General features: G+C 58.5%; 14 protein-coding genes. 6 read left to right on the plus strand and 8 right to left on the minus strand.

The window, feature by feature from the left end:
* The first annotated feature begins 10 nt into the window (after nucleotides 1–10).
* The 4 genes from KR51_RS19725 (at nucleotide 11) to KR51_RS10605 (ending at nucleotide 3,660) form a co-directional block, all read left to right on the plus strand.
* Nucleotides 11–517 (plus strand): hypothetical protein, encoded by a 507-nt coding sequence (locus KR51_RS19725; protein ID WP_022607567.1) that lies wholly within the window; start codon nucleotides 11–13, stop codon nucleotides 515–517.
* Nucleotides 518–531: 14 nt separating this feature from the next.
* On the plus strand, nucleotides 532–1,242 hold the full coding sequence (locus KR51_RS10595; RefSeq protein WP_022607568.1) for a glycerophosphodiester phosphodiesterase: 711 nt from the start codon (nucleotides 532–534) through the stop codon (nucleotides 1,240–1,242).
* 390 nt (nucleotides 1,243–1,632) lie between these two features.
* Entirely contained in the window at nucleotides 1,633–2,133 is a 501-nt protein-coding gene (locus tag KR51_RS10600; protein ID WP_022607569.1) for a DUF1269 domain-containing protein, read from the plus strand.
* A gap of 588 nt (nucleotides 2,134–2,721) precedes the next feature.
* The gene (locus KR51_RS10605) at nucleotides 2,722–3,660 is read left to right on the plus strand and encodes a glutamate--tRNA ligase family protein (RefSeq protein WP_022607570.1); all 939 of its coding nucleotides are present in this window, start codon (nucleotides 2,722–2,724) and stop codon (nucleotides 3,658–3,660) included.
* Here KR51_RS10605 and KR51_RS10610 read toward each other — a convergent pair.
* Nucleotides 3,649–4,857 (minus strand): HhoA/HhoB/HtrA family serine endopeptidase, encoded by a 1,209-nt coding sequence (locus KR51_RS10610; protein WP_022607571.1) that lies wholly within the window; start codon nucleotides 4,855–4,857, stop codon nucleotides 3,649–3,651. The genes KR51_RS10605 and KR51_RS10610 overlap by 12 nt on opposite strands.
* Nucleotides 4,858–5,112: 255 nt before the next feature.
* Between KR51_RS10610 and KR51_RS10615 the strand changes: the two genes are divergently transcribed.
* Nucleotides 5,113–5,868, plus strand: coding sequence for a HEAT repeat domain-containing protein (locus KR51_RS10615; RefSeq protein ID WP_040655949.1), 756 nt, complete (start codon nucleotides 5,113–5,115; stop codon nucleotides 5,866–5,868).
* Nucleotides 5,869–6,012: 144 nt separating this feature from the next.
* Here KR51_RS10615 and KR51_RS10620 read toward each other — a convergent pair whose 3' ends face one another.
* The 4 genes from KR51_RS10620 to KR51_RS10635 form a co-directional block, all read right to left on the minus strand.
* The gene (locus KR51_RS10620; protein ID WP_022607573.1) at nucleotides 6,013–6,981 is read right to left on the minus strand and encodes an NAD-dependent epimerase/dehydratase family protein; all 969 of its coding nucleotides are present in this window, start codon (nucleotides 6,979–6,981) and stop codon (nucleotides 6,013–6,015) included.
* A gap of 56 nt (nucleotides 6,982–7,037) precedes the next feature.
* Complete coding sequence (locus KR51_RS10625; protein ID WP_022607574.1) at nucleotides 7,038–8,183, minus strand: GNAT family N-acetyltransferase; 1,146 nt, start codon at nucleotides 8,181–8,183, stop codon at nucleotides 7,038–7,040.
* Between the two features lie 57 nt (nucleotides 8,184–8,240).
* A complete protein-coding gene (locus tag KR51_RS10630; protein ID WP_022607575.1) occupies nucleotides 8,241–9,521 on the minus strand; it encodes an aminotransferase class I/II-fold pyridoxal phosphate-dependent enzyme in 1,281 nt (426 codons plus the stop codon).
* A gap of 371 nt (nucleotides 9,522–9,892) precedes the next feature.
* The gene (locus KR51_RS10635) at nucleotides 9,893–10,930 is read right to left on the minus strand and encodes a bifunctional heptose 7-phosphate kinase/heptose 1-phosphate adenyltransferase (protein ID WP_022607576.1); all 1,038 of its coding nucleotides are present in this window, start codon (nucleotides 10,928–10,930) and stop codon (nucleotides 9,893–9,895) included.
* Between the two features lie 290 nt (nucleotides 10,931–11,220).
* On the opposite strand from KR51_RS10635, the gene KR51_RS10640 reads away from it, so the two are divergent.
* Nucleotides 11,221–11,505 carry a cupin domain-containing protein gene (locus KR51_RS10640; RefSeq protein ID WP_022607577.1) on the plus strand — a complete coding sequence of 95 codons (285 nt, stop codon included), beginning with the start codon at nucleotides 11,221–11,223 and terminating at the stop codon, nucleotides 11,503–11,505.
* Here the strand turns inward: KR51_RS10640 and KR51_RS10645 are convergent.
* The 3 genes from KR51_RS10645 to KR51_RS10655 form a co-directional block, all read right to left on the minus strand.
* Complete coding sequence (locus tag KR51_RS10645; RefSeq protein WP_022607578.1) at nucleotides 11,490–12,731, minus strand: aromatic ring-hydroxylating oxygenase subunit alpha; 1,242 nt, start codon at nucleotides 12,729–12,731, stop codon at nucleotides 11,490–11,492. The genes KR51_RS10640 and KR51_RS10645 overlap by 16 nt on opposite strands.
* Nucleotides 12,732–12,810: 79 nt before the next feature.
* Nucleotides 12,811–13,593, minus strand: coding sequence for an ABC transporter ATP-binding protein (locus KR51_RS10650; RefSeq protein WP_022607579.1), 783 nt, complete (start codon nucleotides 13,591–13,593; stop codon nucleotides 12,811–12,813).
* Between the two features lie 149 nt (nucleotides 13,594–13,742).
* On the minus strand, nucleotides 13,743–14,588 hold the full coding sequence (locus KR51_RS10655) for an ABC transporter permease (RefSeq protein WP_022607580.1): 846 nt from the start codon (nucleotides 14,586–14,588) through the stop codon (nucleotides 13,743–13,745).
* Nucleotides 14,589–14,662 lie beyond the last annotated feature (74 nt).

A 14,662-nucleotide genomic window follows, 5' to 3' on the forward strand; every position in this document is an offset into this window, starting at 1 on the left:
GGCAAGTGCCATGCATGTGAATCGTTATGTCCGCCGCACGACCTTCGGCGCGTTTGCCGCGCTGCAAATCGGTTGGATGGCTGTCGCGCTCTATGCGCCTGCGGCTAACGCCAAACGCAATCCCTTCCGGACCTGCTCGAAAGAGCTGCTCGAAGCCGGACTTTCGTCCGATGATGCCTCGGCTGCCTGCGGGCAAGCGTTGATTCCGGACGACCTTTCACTCTGCGTTCTCAGCATGAACAAAGACGCCGGCGTCGCTGCCGAGGCAGCGCTGTCGGCATGCTTCCAAGTGCGACGCCCGCTGGAATTGGCAACCTGCGTCCTGGAAATCAACGACCGCGTTCCGGTCGAGCTCGATATTGCCGTCGAGAACTGCCAGAGGAGTTTGCTCCCGCTCCGCTTTTCCGACTGCGTCGTCGGTGTGGTCGAGCTCGCGACCGAGCCAGCAGAAATTGCCGTCAGGGATTGCATCTCCGCCGAGATGTTTCCCCTCGACCTCACGCCCATTCCGGAATAGCACGGGCGATCGCCATGCAGCTCATCGCCCACCGGGGCTATTCGGCGATCGCGCCGGAAAATACGCTGGCGGCCTTTAAAGCTGCTGTCGAAGCTGGAGCGGCGGGGGTAGAGTTTGACGTTCGGCTGTCGGCGGATGGCGTACCTGTAGTACTGCACGACCCGTCTCTGGAGCGCACGACTGATGGGTGCGGACCGGTATCGGGCATTGAAGCCGTAGCCCTGCGATCGCTGGATGCGGGTTCGTGGTTCGCTGCGGAGTTTGCCGCCGAGAGCGTTCCGACGCTTGCGGACGTCCTGACACTGCTTGCCCCGTCGTCGTTGCGGTTGTTTCCCGAAGTCAAGCAAGCCGATGGCTGGCCGTCGGTGGCGATCGCGTCGCTGTTGGCGCAGCTCGATGGCACGTGGCGCGATCGGGCAGTCGTGGCATCATTCAACTATGAATTTTTACAGAAGCTGCGCGGTCGGGCCCCTTGGGTCGCGCTCGGCTTTAACATTGCCCGACCGGATGAGTTTGTCCCTGCCTTGCAATCTGCGGTTCGTGTCGGTAACGCTGTATTGATGTGTGCCTACGACATACTCCTTAGCGATCTGTCTCGCATTGCGGAAGCAGCAACTGCTGGTGTGGAGATCGTTGCGTGGACGGTGGACGATCGTGCGATCGCAACGCAATTGGATGCCCTCGGCATTCACAAGATAATCAGCAATACCCTGCTCATGGAATAATCCACGACTCCACCCCTCCGCACTCGGCTGCCACGTAAGGTTTTTACCGCAGCAGTCAAGGAGCTGGTTCAAACATTTCAAGCTTGAAACGACGGTGCTATCAAGACTTCCGTTTTAAAAGTTGTCCTGACACTCCCTTCCCCGGCTATACAAGCAGTTTGCACTTGCCCTGCTTGTTGAAAACCATCGTTCGGCGTGCTCTCTGCAATTTGCTATCCGTGTATGATATTGGCAATGCGAACTGCGGCTTAGTTGTCATGACGCGGCCTGCTGTCCTAACAACCAGTCATTTCAAGCTTGTTCGCTCGATTTGCAACAGCAATAGCGAGTTGTAAATTGGCTAAATAGCTTCAAAGATCCACTCATTACCGATTGCAAGGAGCACCATTCATGGCCGATCTTACTGTCTGGAAATTCGATACTCCGAACGGCGCAGAACAGGCACTTTCGAAACTAGCGGAGTTGCAAAAGCAGCACCTCATTAAAATCTCAGATGCCGCGATCGTGTCGTGGAAATCTGGCAAGAGGAAGCCCAAGACCCGTCAAGCAGTCAATCTCGTTGGCATCTCGGCCCTCGACGGAGCCTTCTGGGGTTTGCTCTTTGGCATCCTGTTTTTTGTGCCGATCTTCGGTTTGGTAATCGGAACGGCTATGGGTATGTTCTCGGGCAGCCTCGCCGACTACGGTATCGACGACGACTTCATTAACGAAGTGCGTTCAAAAGTTACAGAAGGCACATCGGCTCTGTTTCTCTTGACGACGGAAGTCACTATCGACAAAGTTCAGGCCGCCTTCACCGGACAGAAGATGGAGCTTATCCAGTCCAATCTTTCTACCGAGCAGGAAACATCCTTGCGCGATCACTTCCAGCACGAAGAAGTAATGGCTTAATTCCGGTTTGTTGAAGTCCATCGCAATCGCTAGTAATTGACCCGTGTTAACACTAGCGATTGCATTTACTTTAACTGCACCTTAGCTCGACTTGAGTCATTTTGCTGAGGCATGCCAGCAAACTAGCTACTGACAGGATAGAAAAATCCTGATTTAGCTCCCGACCGATGGATTTCCCACAGCTCCTGCTAATAATCGACCCGCTCCTCGACCGCGCTGCTCGGTCTAGTTTCGTTGGGGGTGCTGCAGGCGCACCGGAGTCAGAAAGACGGTAACGGGGAACGGCCCCAGACAGCGCGGTACCGAAAAGAGCAACCGACATTTTTTGATGTGCTGGGACTGCTGCAGCGGCAGTAATGGGCGAAGGAACTTTTGCTTAGGTCTCCCTGCGTAGTTCTCTCGGTGGCAGGAAGTCGGGAAAAGTCCGGCAGGAGCTGTGGGCGTGCTCGTCCTAACTTGCTTTGCTTACACCACCTACTGGCAATAGCCAATCTGAGATACTGCCTGCTGGTTAGCGACTCGCGGATTAGTTGTTGAAATACCAATTGGACAGAATCGTTTGCGCTCGGGAGCGCTAGGATACGGCAGATGAGCGCCTCCAGCGATGTGCCGTTCCGGGAACATCAGTCCATGCAGGTCACGGGTCGCCTAGCCCCGACGCCATCAGGACAGCTACACTTGGGCAATATTTGTGCCTTCGCAGCCGCGTGGCTGTCGGCGCGATCGCAGCAGGGACGCTTGTTACTGCGCATAGAGGATCTCGATACAACTCGCGCCCGCCCCGCTGTAGAAGCCGACCAGCGGCACGACCTCGAATGGTTGGGGTTGACGTGGGATGTGGAAACGCCGCGGCAGCAAGCACGCGATTACGAGGTGGTGCGCGAGCGCCTCAGCGACCGCACCTACTTCTGCCGCTGCACGCGTGCGCAAATTCGGGCGGGCGGCGGTACCTATCCCGGAACCTGTCGCGATCTCGGGCTGACGGCAGGTACCTTGCGCTTCCGACTGCCCCCCGGGGCGGTAGCGTTTCGCGATCGCTGTTGGGGCGAGCGTCGCATCGATCCCGGTCGCTTCGGCGACCCAGTGTTGCAGCGCCGCGACGGCATCTACAGCTATAACCTGGCGGTCGTTGCCGATGACTGGCGCGATCGCGTCACCGAGGTCGTACGCGGAGCCGACTTACTGGATTTTACCGCCGTCCAAATGCGCTTGTGGGAAGCGCTGGGCGCGCCGCCGCCTACGTGGTTGCACGCGCCGCTAGTCGTTGGGGCAAACGGCTGCAAGCTTTCCAAATCCCACAATGGTCTGGCGATCGCAGCCCTGCGCGCAGCCGGTTGGGAACCGGCACGCGTTTGGCAGTTGATACTGCCTTGGTTGGGATTGGCCGGCGAGTCCCTTGCCGACGCGCTCGAACTGTTCCAGCCCGAGCAGATGCGGCGCGGCCCGATCGTCCTTGTAGATTTAGTAGACGATCGCGTACCGGCGCCACAGGAGGACATGCGCTGGCGCGACGCTTTAGCGCCGTAGGGCTGTCGGGTCGAGTTCGCCCGGACTGACTGTCAAGCGCAGGGTTTGACCGCCACGCTGGATGGCAATGTCCAGCGGCTGCCCGATCGGCGTGGCTTCCACGATGTCTTGCAACCGTCCTGCATCGGTAATACGTTCGCCGCCGACTTCGATCGCCACGTCACCCGGTTGAACGCCCGCCTGAGCGGCCGGGCTGTTCGGGAGAACGCGGACAACCAATACCCCGTTCGTCTCCGGTAGAGGTGGGCTCAGCTCGAACTCGGCCGTTAGATCCCTCGCGGTATCCGGCGTCAGGGTCATCATGCGGATGCCGATGAACGGGTAGCGAATGCGCTCGCCCTGCGCCAATCGATCTTTGATGGCTTTCGCGCGATCGATCGCGATGGCAAAGCCGATGCCCTGGCCGTCGCTGCGGATCGCCGTATTGATGCCCACGACCTCGCCGCGATCGTTGAGCAGCGGTCCGCCGGAGTTGCCGGGGTTGATCGCCGCGTCAGTTTGGATTAAATCCAGGCGCTTGTCCGGGATGCCGACATCGCTGCTCGAGCGATCGAGCATGCTGACAATTCCCAACGTCACGGTGTTATCCAATCCCAGAGGGTTGCCGACCGCGATCGCCCAGTCGCCAACGCTGACTTGCGAGGAGTTGCCCAGTGGGGCAACCGGCAGGTCGGACCCGTCGATTTTCACGACAGCTAGGTCTGATAGCTGGTCGAGGCCGCGGACTCGACCTTGGAAACGACGGCCGTCCCGCAGCACGACCGTCACGGCATCGACACCGCTCACCACGTGGGCATTGGTCAGGACGATACCGCTGCTGTCGATGATAAAACCCGAGCCCTGACCGACTTCCCGGCGCGCGCGTTGCTGTGGCGGTGGGAAGTTGCGATCGGAGAAGAACCGGCGGAAGAACGGGTCGTCGTCGAACGGGTTGGCTTGGGCAACCGTGCGCTCGGTATTGATGCGGACGACGGCCGGACCTACCCGTCGGACAGCCGCGGCGACGAAATTACGCGTGCCGCTCGAAGAGGGGGCTTGGGCGACCTCGACCGGTGCGGATGCGCGATCGCCACTGTCCGCGATCGCGGGTGCGAATCCACCGGGAACGCCGTGCAACCCGATCGACGTCAGCACGACACTGAGGATGGCAACGACCAGATAGCTGCCGAGTTGACGAACGGCTTTGGGAATTAACATAGCTTGGGATACCTCCAGGATCTGAATTGAGCTGACGCAACTGCAGCAACGCAGCCGGCCGAGTGCTCGCTGTCAAAGACTCGATGGTATGAACTGAGTGTTCTGACCGGTTCGCCACGACTGCAGTTCGGAGTTCGCTGGTATCTGTCGGACCGAACAGCTGATTACACCATGCCAAAGATCGGAAGCTTTCTACCGGGCGAATTGTTGGTAGGCGACTGGTCGGCGATGCCGAAATACGTTACTTTGGCCGCTATGTATGATGATGACGACCCGATCGTACTCGCCGTCGATGACGAGCTCGACAGCCCGCTAGATCGGCTCGAGCCCGCCGACAGCGAGTCAGAACCGTTGCCCGATCCGGAGGCAATGCTCCTGCTGCTAGCCTCTCCGGAGGCAGCACAGCGGATGCAGGCTGCGCGAGCGTTTTGCGAAGTTGCCGATGAAAGAGCCGTAGTGCCGTTGATTGCGCTTCTCGACGACGTTTGTCCGCTCGTGCGCGTGAGCGTTGCCTATGCCCTGGGTCACAATCCCAGTCCGCATGCAGTCGAACCGCTGATCGCGCAGTTGGCAAGTGATTGGAACGGCTACGTGCGCAAAGGGTTGGTGTGGGCATTGGGGAACTGCCGCGATCGCCGCTCCCTGCAACCGCTGCTGCAGGCGTTAAGCACCGATGTAGCGGCCGTGCGCCTCTGGGCGGCGAGTGCACTGGTGCAGTTGATACAATTGAGCTACGAAGATTTAGTAATGGCAGTGCCGCCGACGATCGAAGCCCTGCGACGGGACGAGGTAGCTGCCGTTCGCAGTAACTGCGCTTGGACGCTGGGTCAGCTCTGCCGCGAGTTGCCGGGTAATGTGATTTACGCGACGGCCGTCGACGCGCTGCTCGAGGCCATGGTAGAAGACGAAGACTTGGGCGTGCAGGAGGATGCCAAAGCTGCCCTGCTGCGACTCGGCGACCCGCGTGGATTGCAAACGATCGAGGAACTGGAGCTTGAAGGGTTGTGTTGATGATCTCGCAGCAGTTCCCGTGCAGTAGCGGCTGCAGTGCGTCCGCAGACCGCCATGCAGCTATCCGATCTGCCTCAAACGCCTTCCCTAGACAGCCGCGATCGCCTCAAATCTGTTTGCCTCCGCTTGTCAGGCAGTCCTACCTCAATCTTCGCTCAGCTGAGCCGCCAACTCGCGCAGTAGCGTTTCCGGCGATCGCGGCTGCCATTGCAACTCCTGCCTTGCTTTGCTCGCGTCCACGCGCACGCAGCGATCGTAGAGATAATGCACCCGCTCGCGGCTGAGCGGTGGCTGCCAGCCCGTTAGCCGTCCGATCGGGTCGAGAATAGTGCCGAGTGTACGGACCAACCAACGCGGAATTTCGCGCGGACCCGGAATTCCGCGATCGCTGCCGGCAATCTCGAACATCGCTCGCGTTGTAAGCTCGCCCGCCGAGATAATATAGCGATCCCCCGCACGTCCTACCTCCGCTGCCCGCAGCATGGCATCAACTAAATCGTCGACGTGAACCACTCCCGTCGGGCGATCGCCGCCGGCCCAAACCGGTAGTTTGCCGCGCAAAAACAGCTGTAAGATCTTGCCGAAGTGCGGGTCGTCTGCACCTAGGATGCCGGCCGGCAAGACGCTAACCACTGGCAAGCCTGCTGCCGCGAACTCGTCGGCAACCTCCTGCGCGCGCAACTTGGTGCGATCGTAGGCAGAAGAAAAACCCGCCTGCTGGCGCTGAAAGGTTTCGTCTACAACGCGACCGCCCGTGTCGCCGAGGACGCCGATCGTGCTGCAATAAATCACTTTGCAAACGCCTGCGTCACGTGCTGCTTCCAACACCGCGCGCGTACCGTCTATGTTCGCGCGCTCCATGGCTATTTCGTCTACGATGCCGAGTTCGACATACGCTGCCGTATGGAACACAACGTCAGCCCCTGCGACCCCCCGTGCCAACGCGGCGCGATCGCCCAAGTCGCCCTCGATCGATTCCACTGGCAATCCTGACAGCCGCTGGCGATCGCTACTCGCTCGGACCAAACAGACAACCGTTGCTCCGTCGGCGAGTAAACGCGCGACTAAATGCGAACCGGTGAAGCCCGTAGCTCCCGTAACGAATGCCTTCATAGAACTACCTTCCGTATGAATGCAGGTGACGGCTGTCGCGGGGACAAAAGCCGCGCTCAAAGCGGCTTTTCATAGGCGCGGTAGGTTTTTGAGATCGTGCCGCCGGCGGCTTCGATCAGGCGCCGCGAGGGCGAGTTGTTGGCGAACACAAAGCCTAGCTCCGCCGTTTGGTAGCCTTTGTTCTCGCGCGTGCCGCCGATAAAGGCAAGGTAAATCAGTGCCAGCGGAACCATCTTGCGGCGGTACTCAGGGAGCGAACACAGTACGAGCACCCGGACGCGATCGATCTGGCGGCGAAACCATAAAAACTTCAGCAGCCCCCAAAGATTCAACCGGCCGTCGACGTGCTTGAGCGCCTGGTTATAGTCCGGCAGCGCCATGAAAAAACCCACCATCTGACCGTCACACTCGGCGATCGGGAAAATATCCGGATCGACCAGTGATTGAAGCGATCGCGCCTCCTCCATAAAATCCTCGCGCGTCCGCGGGGCCGAACTCCAGTTGTTGGCAAATGCGCGGGTAAAGAGGTCATACAGTGCGTTGACGTCTTCCTCAAACTCTTTGCCTCGCAACCGCAGCGGTCGGAAGGTCACGCCCGAAGTGATTGCCACGCGGTAGGCGCGAGCAAACATCTCCCGCGACATGCTGTCGGACCCGAATCGATACGAGTAGGCATCGATCGCCTGCATCCAGCCCGCCCTCTCCCAGAATTCGGCATAATAGGGCGGGTTATACGGCATCATCACGAACGGCTGCTCGAAGCCATCGACCAACTGCAAGCAGCGGATGTGGGTCGAGAGGTCGATCGGACCGCGCGCCAATTCCATCCCGCGCTCCCGCAGCCAGTCGCACGCTGCCGAAAGCAGCGCGTCGGCAACGGCAAACTCCGGCACGCACTCGAAATACCCGACTAGCCCAACGGAGCGCTCTTCGCGCTCGATCAACCGCCGGTCGATCGCCACGCCAACCCGCCCGATCGCCTCGGCATTCGGCTCGGCTGCTACCAGCGCGACGAAGAACTGACGCTCGCTGTCGTCGTCAGACGGTCGCTCGGGAGCGATTTCCTTGGCAATCGTGCTCCGCAGCGGCGGCACCCAGTTGGGGTCGTCGCGATACACGCGGGCAGGAACGTCTAAGAAGCGCTCGCGCTCTGCAGCCGTTGTCACCGGCTGGATCCGAATCTGTGGTGCTACTGCCGCCATTTGAGTCCTCTCTTCAGCCCTCGCGATCGCCAAACGCCCAGCGCGACGCAGTAAGATCTAGGCGCTGATGACCGGCTTATAGAGACGCTCGCGTGTGGCAACCATCGCGCTGACCAAACGGTCCATTTCCTCTTTGGTGTGCAGGGCGTTTGCCGTAATCCTCAGGCGGGGCTTGGCAATAAACCAAATTGGCGAAACCCAGATACCGTATTCGGACAGTAACGTGCGTCCGAAGTCCTTCGGGTTGAGTTCGCCGGGTAACAGCACCGGAATCACGTTGGTCTCGCCGATGGCGTGGAAGCCTGCGTCTTGCAAACGCGATCGCAAGTAGTGGGTGTTTTCCTGGAGGCGGCGTACCAGTTCGGGGCGGCTCATTACCTGGCGGATGCTCTCCAGGGCAGCTGCTGTCAGCGGCGGTGCCAGGGAAATCGTCCCGATCGAGGTGGGCGAGACATTTAGCAGTGGCACGAGTTCGGCAACGTGGGTGCTGATTGCCGCGCCTGCCGAGGCGGCAAACTTAGAGAAGGTCGTCATGATCAGAGGGATGACGCCGCGCTCGATTGCCTGTTGGGGCAGTAGCCCAAAATGGTCAAAAATACCGCCTCCGGACGGGCCGAGCGCGCCACTCGCGTGGGCTTCGTCTAATAGCAAGACACTGCCGTCATAGTTTTGCAGCACCTCAAGCATCTCCGGTAGCGGTGCGATGTCGCCATCCATCGAGAACACGGAGTCGGTAACAACTAATATACGATCGCCTGGTTTTACATAGCGGCGTAACTTGCGTGCCAAATCATCCGGATTGCAGTGGCGGTAGGACTTAACACGTACGTCGGGACTGTAGCCGAAGACTTTACCGGAGCGCGTACTGGAATTGGAGACTGCCGAGACGATGCAGCCGTGATTGAGCACGTCGGTTAGGATCAGGGTTTCGCGGGTGTGTTGGAACCCTGGCACCGGAATCGCGAGGTGGCAAAAGGCATCGACTAGAGCTTGAGCTGCCATCCACGCATTAATAAAAAGCTGCGTGTGGGGCAAGTGCTTGAATTCCGAAATCGTCGATTCGAGCTGGCGGTGCAAGTCAATGCGCCCGCTCAGCACCGAGCAAGAACTATTCGAGGTGCCAAGCTGTTCGATCGAGGCGATCGCTGCCTTGCGGACGGACGGTTCCTGTACTAAACCGAGAACGTCATTCGTGCAGAAAGTCGTAACTGTATGACGCTCTCCAGTCTCTGCTGCTTCGATTTCGACTAAGTTGCCATCTTTCCGGTGACAAATATATTCATCTGGATCGAGATCGCTTTCATACCAGCGCCGCACGTATTCCTTTACAACTTGCACGAGTCCACTCCTCTCTCCGGGTCGTAGCCGCCTTATGCGGCGCGGTCTGGCTGCGGAAATCAGCTTCTTAGTTAGGCTAGCGTATTGTGTGGCGAAAACGTAATAAATAAGGCAAAATACGCCTCACATATCGCCCATGGTGGGCATCCTACGCGCGCCCCTTAGCCCTGTCTGTTCATGTGTGACAGTTCAAAAGCTGGTCGCCGTCGGGCAAAACGAGCGTCGGGCCGCTATTGCAGGTGCTGTCGGCAAGCTATTCCCTCCGGCAACATCGCGGCCTGCTCTAGCAGCTTCAACCCCGATCGTTGGCTTCCTCTTTTCCTAACGTTAAGACTCATTTTTCCTCGATTATCTGCAGTTATCTACATCATTTAGAGCAAGCCATCGGCTTCCTCGATTAGCACCTGGAGGGCTTCTTGCATGGCAGTAGTTGAGGTTGTTGCCGTCCCAAACTGTCGGACGACTAAGCTAGCAGCGAGGTTGCCGAGAATGGCAGCCTCCCAGAAGTTGCCGCCCGCACAAATAGCTAAGGTTAACGCCGCAATAACGGTGTCGCCCGCTCCCGTGACGTCAAATACATCGGTGCGGTTGAATGCGGGAATATGCTCGACGGGGCGATCGCGCTGAAAGAGACTCATGCCGTCCTCACCGCGCGTGATCAAAATAGCTTCGGCGCGGGTGAGTGCGAGCAGATCGCAACCAGCGCGTACCAAACTGTCCGCATCGACGATCCCGTAGCCAACGGACTGCTCGGCTTCGGGCAAGTTGGGGGTAAAAATTGTGGCCCCAGCATAACGGTGCAAGCCAGTTTGGGCATCAACGGCAACGAGATTGCCTTGCAGCGCCGCAGCGATCGTGGGCGGGGAAAGCGCGCCGTCGCCATAGTCGGAGCAAACAACCGCATCGGTGTCTGCCAATTGTTCCCCAACGCGCGCGGCCAGTTCCCTTTGGAGGTCGGGAGCGGGCGGGTCGTCGGATTTGCGATCGATACGGACGATCTGCTGGGTAACGGATTGACGGGCGTGTCCGGAAATGCGCGTTTTGGTGACAGTGGGTCGGTCGCGATCGCTCAGAATACTGCGGGTGTCGATGTTGGCAGTCCCCAGCAGGTCGCGGAGCGCATCCCCCTGACTGTCGGCACCAATGTATCCAGCCGCGGTCACGTGCGCGTTGAGTTTAGCCAGGTTGTAGATGGCATTGGCCCCACCGCCGGGGATTTGACGGGTTACTTCGTGGCGCAGGATCAACACGGGAGCCTCGCGTGACAAGCGTTCGACTTGCCCGAAGAGGAACTCGTCGAGGGTGAGATCGCCGATGGCGAGCACGCGCGCGCGACTGAAACCATCCATCAGGTCCAGCAAACGCGGTTTGGCATCTGCCAGCCGGGTCCAAAAGTTCAAGTCGGTCATGGCGCGAGCGGTCCCAATTCAAGCGGATCGAGGCGATCCTGCTTCTGCTTGGCAGGTCGAAGGGGCGAGCGGACAAGTTCCCCTAGCTGAGGACTCCAAGCAACATTTCGAGCGACACTGATTGGCTGCTCGCAACCACCAGCGTTGTCGCTTACAAATCGGCCTTACCCCAGCTGGCTCAACACATGATTCTCGAGGCACAGATATATCCATTATCTGGGTGGGAAAGCTGCATCCCAGTCCGGCAAGCATCCGTTAGTCTGAAGTATTAGCAGAATACAGGAGTTGTTATGGTAGACGTCATGGAGATTCAAGTCGAACGTCAGCCAGCGCAGGAACGATTGGAAGAACTGGGCGTGGGGAACTGGCCGATCTGGACCAAAGCCATTTCTCAGTTCCGCTGGACCTACGACTCGCCGGAAACTTGCTACTTTTTGGCAGGCGATGTCATTGTCACTCCAGACGGCGGCGAAGCTGTACGCGTTGGCACAGGAGATCTTGTTACGTTCCCGGCTGGAATGTCCTGTACCTGGGATATCCGCAGCGGCGTGAAAAAGCACTATAAATTCAGCTGAGCGCGGCCGCCTGCACGACGGCTGCTAGCTGCATCCCGCGTCGCCTCTTGATCGCTTGCAGGCTTTGCGCTCAGATGCGATCGCCATAGGTCCTGATGGTGCAGAATACGAACTTCTAAGCCGTTCGCAATGCCGCTGGAGTAAACGCCGCTAGCATATCCGCGCTGTACCGCCTCCGTCACGACCAAGTCTTCTTGAATAAATGAGTCAAAAAAAGCGACTAGTTTATCGACCGATTCTGTTAGGTCCTGAATACCGTAGATCTCGACGCTGACCTGGCAGGTATCCGCATTCACTGGGTCGATGCGAATCCACGCCAAGCTGCCATTTGGCATGGCAACCAAGTGTAAATTCGGGAAGATTCCGTATGTCAGCAATTGGGTGCTGGCTCGATTGCTCAATCCCGCCAATACGGTATTGCCCGCTCGCCACTCCGGCGACACAAGCGAGTACAGCAGGTTAACGTACTTATCGAATTCATAACGATAGCCATCCACCGGTCCTTGGAGCGGGCTCAGGGTTCTGGGATGTACGATCTCGACGTGATAGTCGCACAACGTATTGTCGTGATAGACCTTCCAGTTGCAACGCGGATAGTATTGCTTCCTTACCAGCAACTGGGTCTTCGGGTGGTGCACGCCCGCAAGATCCCGTGCCAAAATTCCTAGGTATGTTTGCGGTGGCGCGGCCGTACCGTCTAAGTTGACAAACAGAAAGCCTTCCCACACCTCCACTCGCACCGGTGTCAATCCATAGTCCTCGCGCCGGAAGCTCTCAGGAAAGCGATCTTCCGCAGGCACCCCCCGCAGTTGCCCGTCCAGCCCAAAAGTCCAGGCATGATAGGGGCAAACCAGCCGGTGGCATTTCTGCAGGCCGGGTTGCAAGCAAATCTGCGCGGCGCGATGCGTGCAAACGTTGTGGAAGGCGCGCAGTTGACCGCCGCGATCGCGCGTCACGATCGTGCTCAGTCCCGCCACATCTCCAACCCACACGTCTCCCGGTTCCTGCAGACCACTAGCATCGCCAGCATAGATCCAAGCTGCCGGGAATACGCGCTCGCGCTCTAGTGCAAGCACGTTGGGATCGGTGTAAGTCCAGGCAGGCAGAAAGCGCGCTGAGCTGCGATCGCGCAAGGTAGCAAACTGCTCGGGTGACATGGCTTCTAGGGGACGGATAAATTTAATTTGAAAACGCGATCGAGCTGTCGGTAATATCGATCGCAACATTACGGCAATTTCCAGAGAGGATACTTGCAGAACCGGTCGCTAGCACCACAGCCCCCGTACCGATAGCACCGCGCCCCCCTCAAACTGCCAAGGCACCTGAGTTTCCACGCAAGAGTCCGGCAATCTCTTCGCGGTAATCGTTGAACCGTGGCAGTCCGCGCGCGGAAAACGGTCGCAGTCCGGTTTTGTCCTGGGGTAACTGCACGTGGACTTCGCGCTGAACCCTACCGGGTTGCGCGCTCAACACGTAGATTCGCTGTGCCAGATAAACGGCTTCTTCGATGTCGTGAGTGATCGTCAATATAGTAGTGCCGGTTCGCCGCCAGATTGATAAGAGAAACTGCTGCATCGTCTCTTTGGTTTGAACGTCCAGTGCACCAAACGGTTCGTCCATTAGCAACACCCGCGGTTCGCAAGCTAACGCTCGTGCGATTGCCACCCGCTGCTTCATACCGCCAGAGAGGGCTTTAGGATGGGCGCGGGCAAACCGAGTTAATCCGACGATGTCGAGATAGTAGCGGACGCGCTCGCGTCGTTCCAAGCGGGGCAGTCCTTGTAGTTTCAGCCCGAACTCCACATTCTGTGCCACCGATAGCCACGGATAAAGCGTGTAACGCTGGAAGACCATGCCGCGATCGCTGCCCGGACCGATAACGCGCGCGCCATCGACGGAAATCTCGCCCGACGTCGGCCGCTCAAGACCGGCAATCAGCCGGAGCAGCGTCGATTTTCCCGAGCCAGATGCACCGACCGCGCAGACGAACTCGCCGGTTTCGATATGCAAGTTGATGTCGTCAAGAGCGCGAATCGTCCCGTGTTTGGTTGGGAATTCCTTAAAGAGATGGCTGACTTCTAAATGCACGATTTCGATCTCGCAATTGTAGTGTCGGAATTACAGTGTCGGAATTACAGCTTGGGAGAAAGTCAGCACCGCTTGCAGTTGGTTGCGATCGCGATCGCTCCTGTGGACGTTGAGGCGATTGCCTGCCGCAGGGTGCAAGCTTACAACTCTTACTCAGTCGACCATCTGCACGTGGCGCGTAACAAGCCGCGGAACGACAGATCGATCGCCACACCAATTGCGCCGAGTACGATCAAGCACGCGAAGATCTCGTCGGTGTTGAGGAATTTCTGAGCGATGAGAATGCGCTTGCCCAAGCCTTGTTCTGCAGCAACCAGCTCGGCAACCACGACTAAACTCCAAGAGGTAGCAATGTTGATGCGGAAGGTGTCGATAATGTTGGGGACGACATAGGGAGCGATCGCCCACAACAGCACCTGCAAGCGCGATCCGCCAAGCGTATAAGCGGTCTCGATCAGTTCTTTCGGCACGAACTTCACGGCATCCATAATCATCAGGATGTTGAAGAATACCGTTCCGATGAAAATTAGAGCGATCTTCGGTTCCTCACCGACCCCGAGATAAATAATCAGCAGCGGTACGAATGCCGGCGCGGGCATGTATCGCAACAGTCCGGAGAGCGGTTCTACTAACGCGCGGATGCTGGCGAATGCGCCCATGGTAATTCCGAGCGGGACCGACAGCAGCGCTGCCAACCCAAAGCCAGCGGCAACGCGCAAGCAGCTGGCAAGGGTATCCTGCAGAAGATGTCCTTCAGCGTACAGTCGTCCGAAGGCTCCAACCACTTGCTGTGGTGTCGGCAGGAAGGCAGAGTTGATGCCCGTGAAATTGGAGAGCGCCCACCACGCAGCAAACGGCAGCGCGATCGATAACCCGGCAAGGACATAGGACAGCGCTTTCGGAATCTCTTCGGCGATGCCCCAGAGTAACGTGGGCGGCAACCCGCGCAGCAGCGGCTGCGATCGCTCGGATGCGGTTTTCGGGATAGTCTCCATCACAATCGCTGCGTCTCCATTCGTGGGTCGGTCTGGAGCTGGCGATGGCTAAACGAGCTCGACGCCACTATCTT

Source organism: Rubidibacter lacunae KORDI 51-2 (assembly GCF_000473895.1).
Lineage (GTDB): Bacteria > Cyanobacteriota > Cyanobacteriia > Cyanobacteriales > Rubidibacteraceae > Rubidibacter > Rubidibacter lacunae.

What these genes read in the sequence shown, in the direction of transcription:
- KR51_RS19725 (WP_022607567.1), top strand. Translation starts at nt 11, where the DNA reads ATGCATGTGAATCGTTATGTCCGCCGCACGACCTTCGGCGCGTTTGCC.
- KR51_RS10595 (WP_022607568.1), top strand. Translation starts at nt 532, where the DNA reads ATGCAGCTCATCGCCCACCGGGGCTATTCGGCGATCGCGCCGGAAAAT.
- KR51_RS10600 (WP_022607569.1), top strand. Translation starts at nt 1,633, where the DNA reads ATGGCCGATCTTACTGTCTGGAAATTCGATACTCCGAACGGCGCAGAA.
- KR51_RS10605 (WP_022607570.1), top strand. Translation starts at nt 2,722, where the DNA reads ATGAGCGCCTCCAGCGATGTGCCGTTCCGGGAACATCAGTCCATGCAG.
- KR51_RS10610 (WP_022607571.1), bottom strand. Translation starts at nt 4,857, where the DNA reads ATGTTAATTCCCAAAGCCGTTCGTCAACTCGGCAGCTATCTGGTCGTT.
- KR51_RS10615 (WP_040655949.1), top strand. Translation starts at nt 5,113, where the DNA reads ATGTATGATGATGACGACCCGATCGTACTCGCCGTCGATGACGAGCTC.
- KR51_RS10620 (WP_022607573.1), bottom strand. Translation starts at nt 6,981, where the DNA reads ATGAAGGCATTCGTTACGGGAGCTACGGGCTTCACCGGTTCGCATTTA.
- KR51_RS10625 (WP_022607574.1), bottom strand. Translation starts at nt 8,183, where the DNA reads ATGGCGGCAGTAGCACCACAGATTCGGATCCAGCCGGTGACAACGGCT.
- KR51_RS10635 (WP_022607576.1), bottom strand. Translation starts at nt 10,930, where the DNA reads ATGACCGACTTGAACTTTTGGACCCGGCTGGCAGATGCCAAACCGCGT.
- KR51_RS10640 (WP_022607577.1), top strand. Translation starts at nt 11,221, where the DNA reads ATGGTAGACGTCATGGAGATTCAAGTCGAACGTCAGCCAGCGCAGGAA.
- KR51_RS10645 (WP_022607578.1), bottom strand. Translation starts at nt 12,731, where the DNA reads ATGTTGCGATCGATATTACCGACAGCTCGATCGCGTTTTCAAATTAAA.
- KR51_RS10655 (WP_022607580.1), bottom strand. Translation starts at nt 14,588, where the DNA reads ATGGAGACTATCCCGAAAACCGCATCCGAGCGATCGCAGCCGCTGCTG.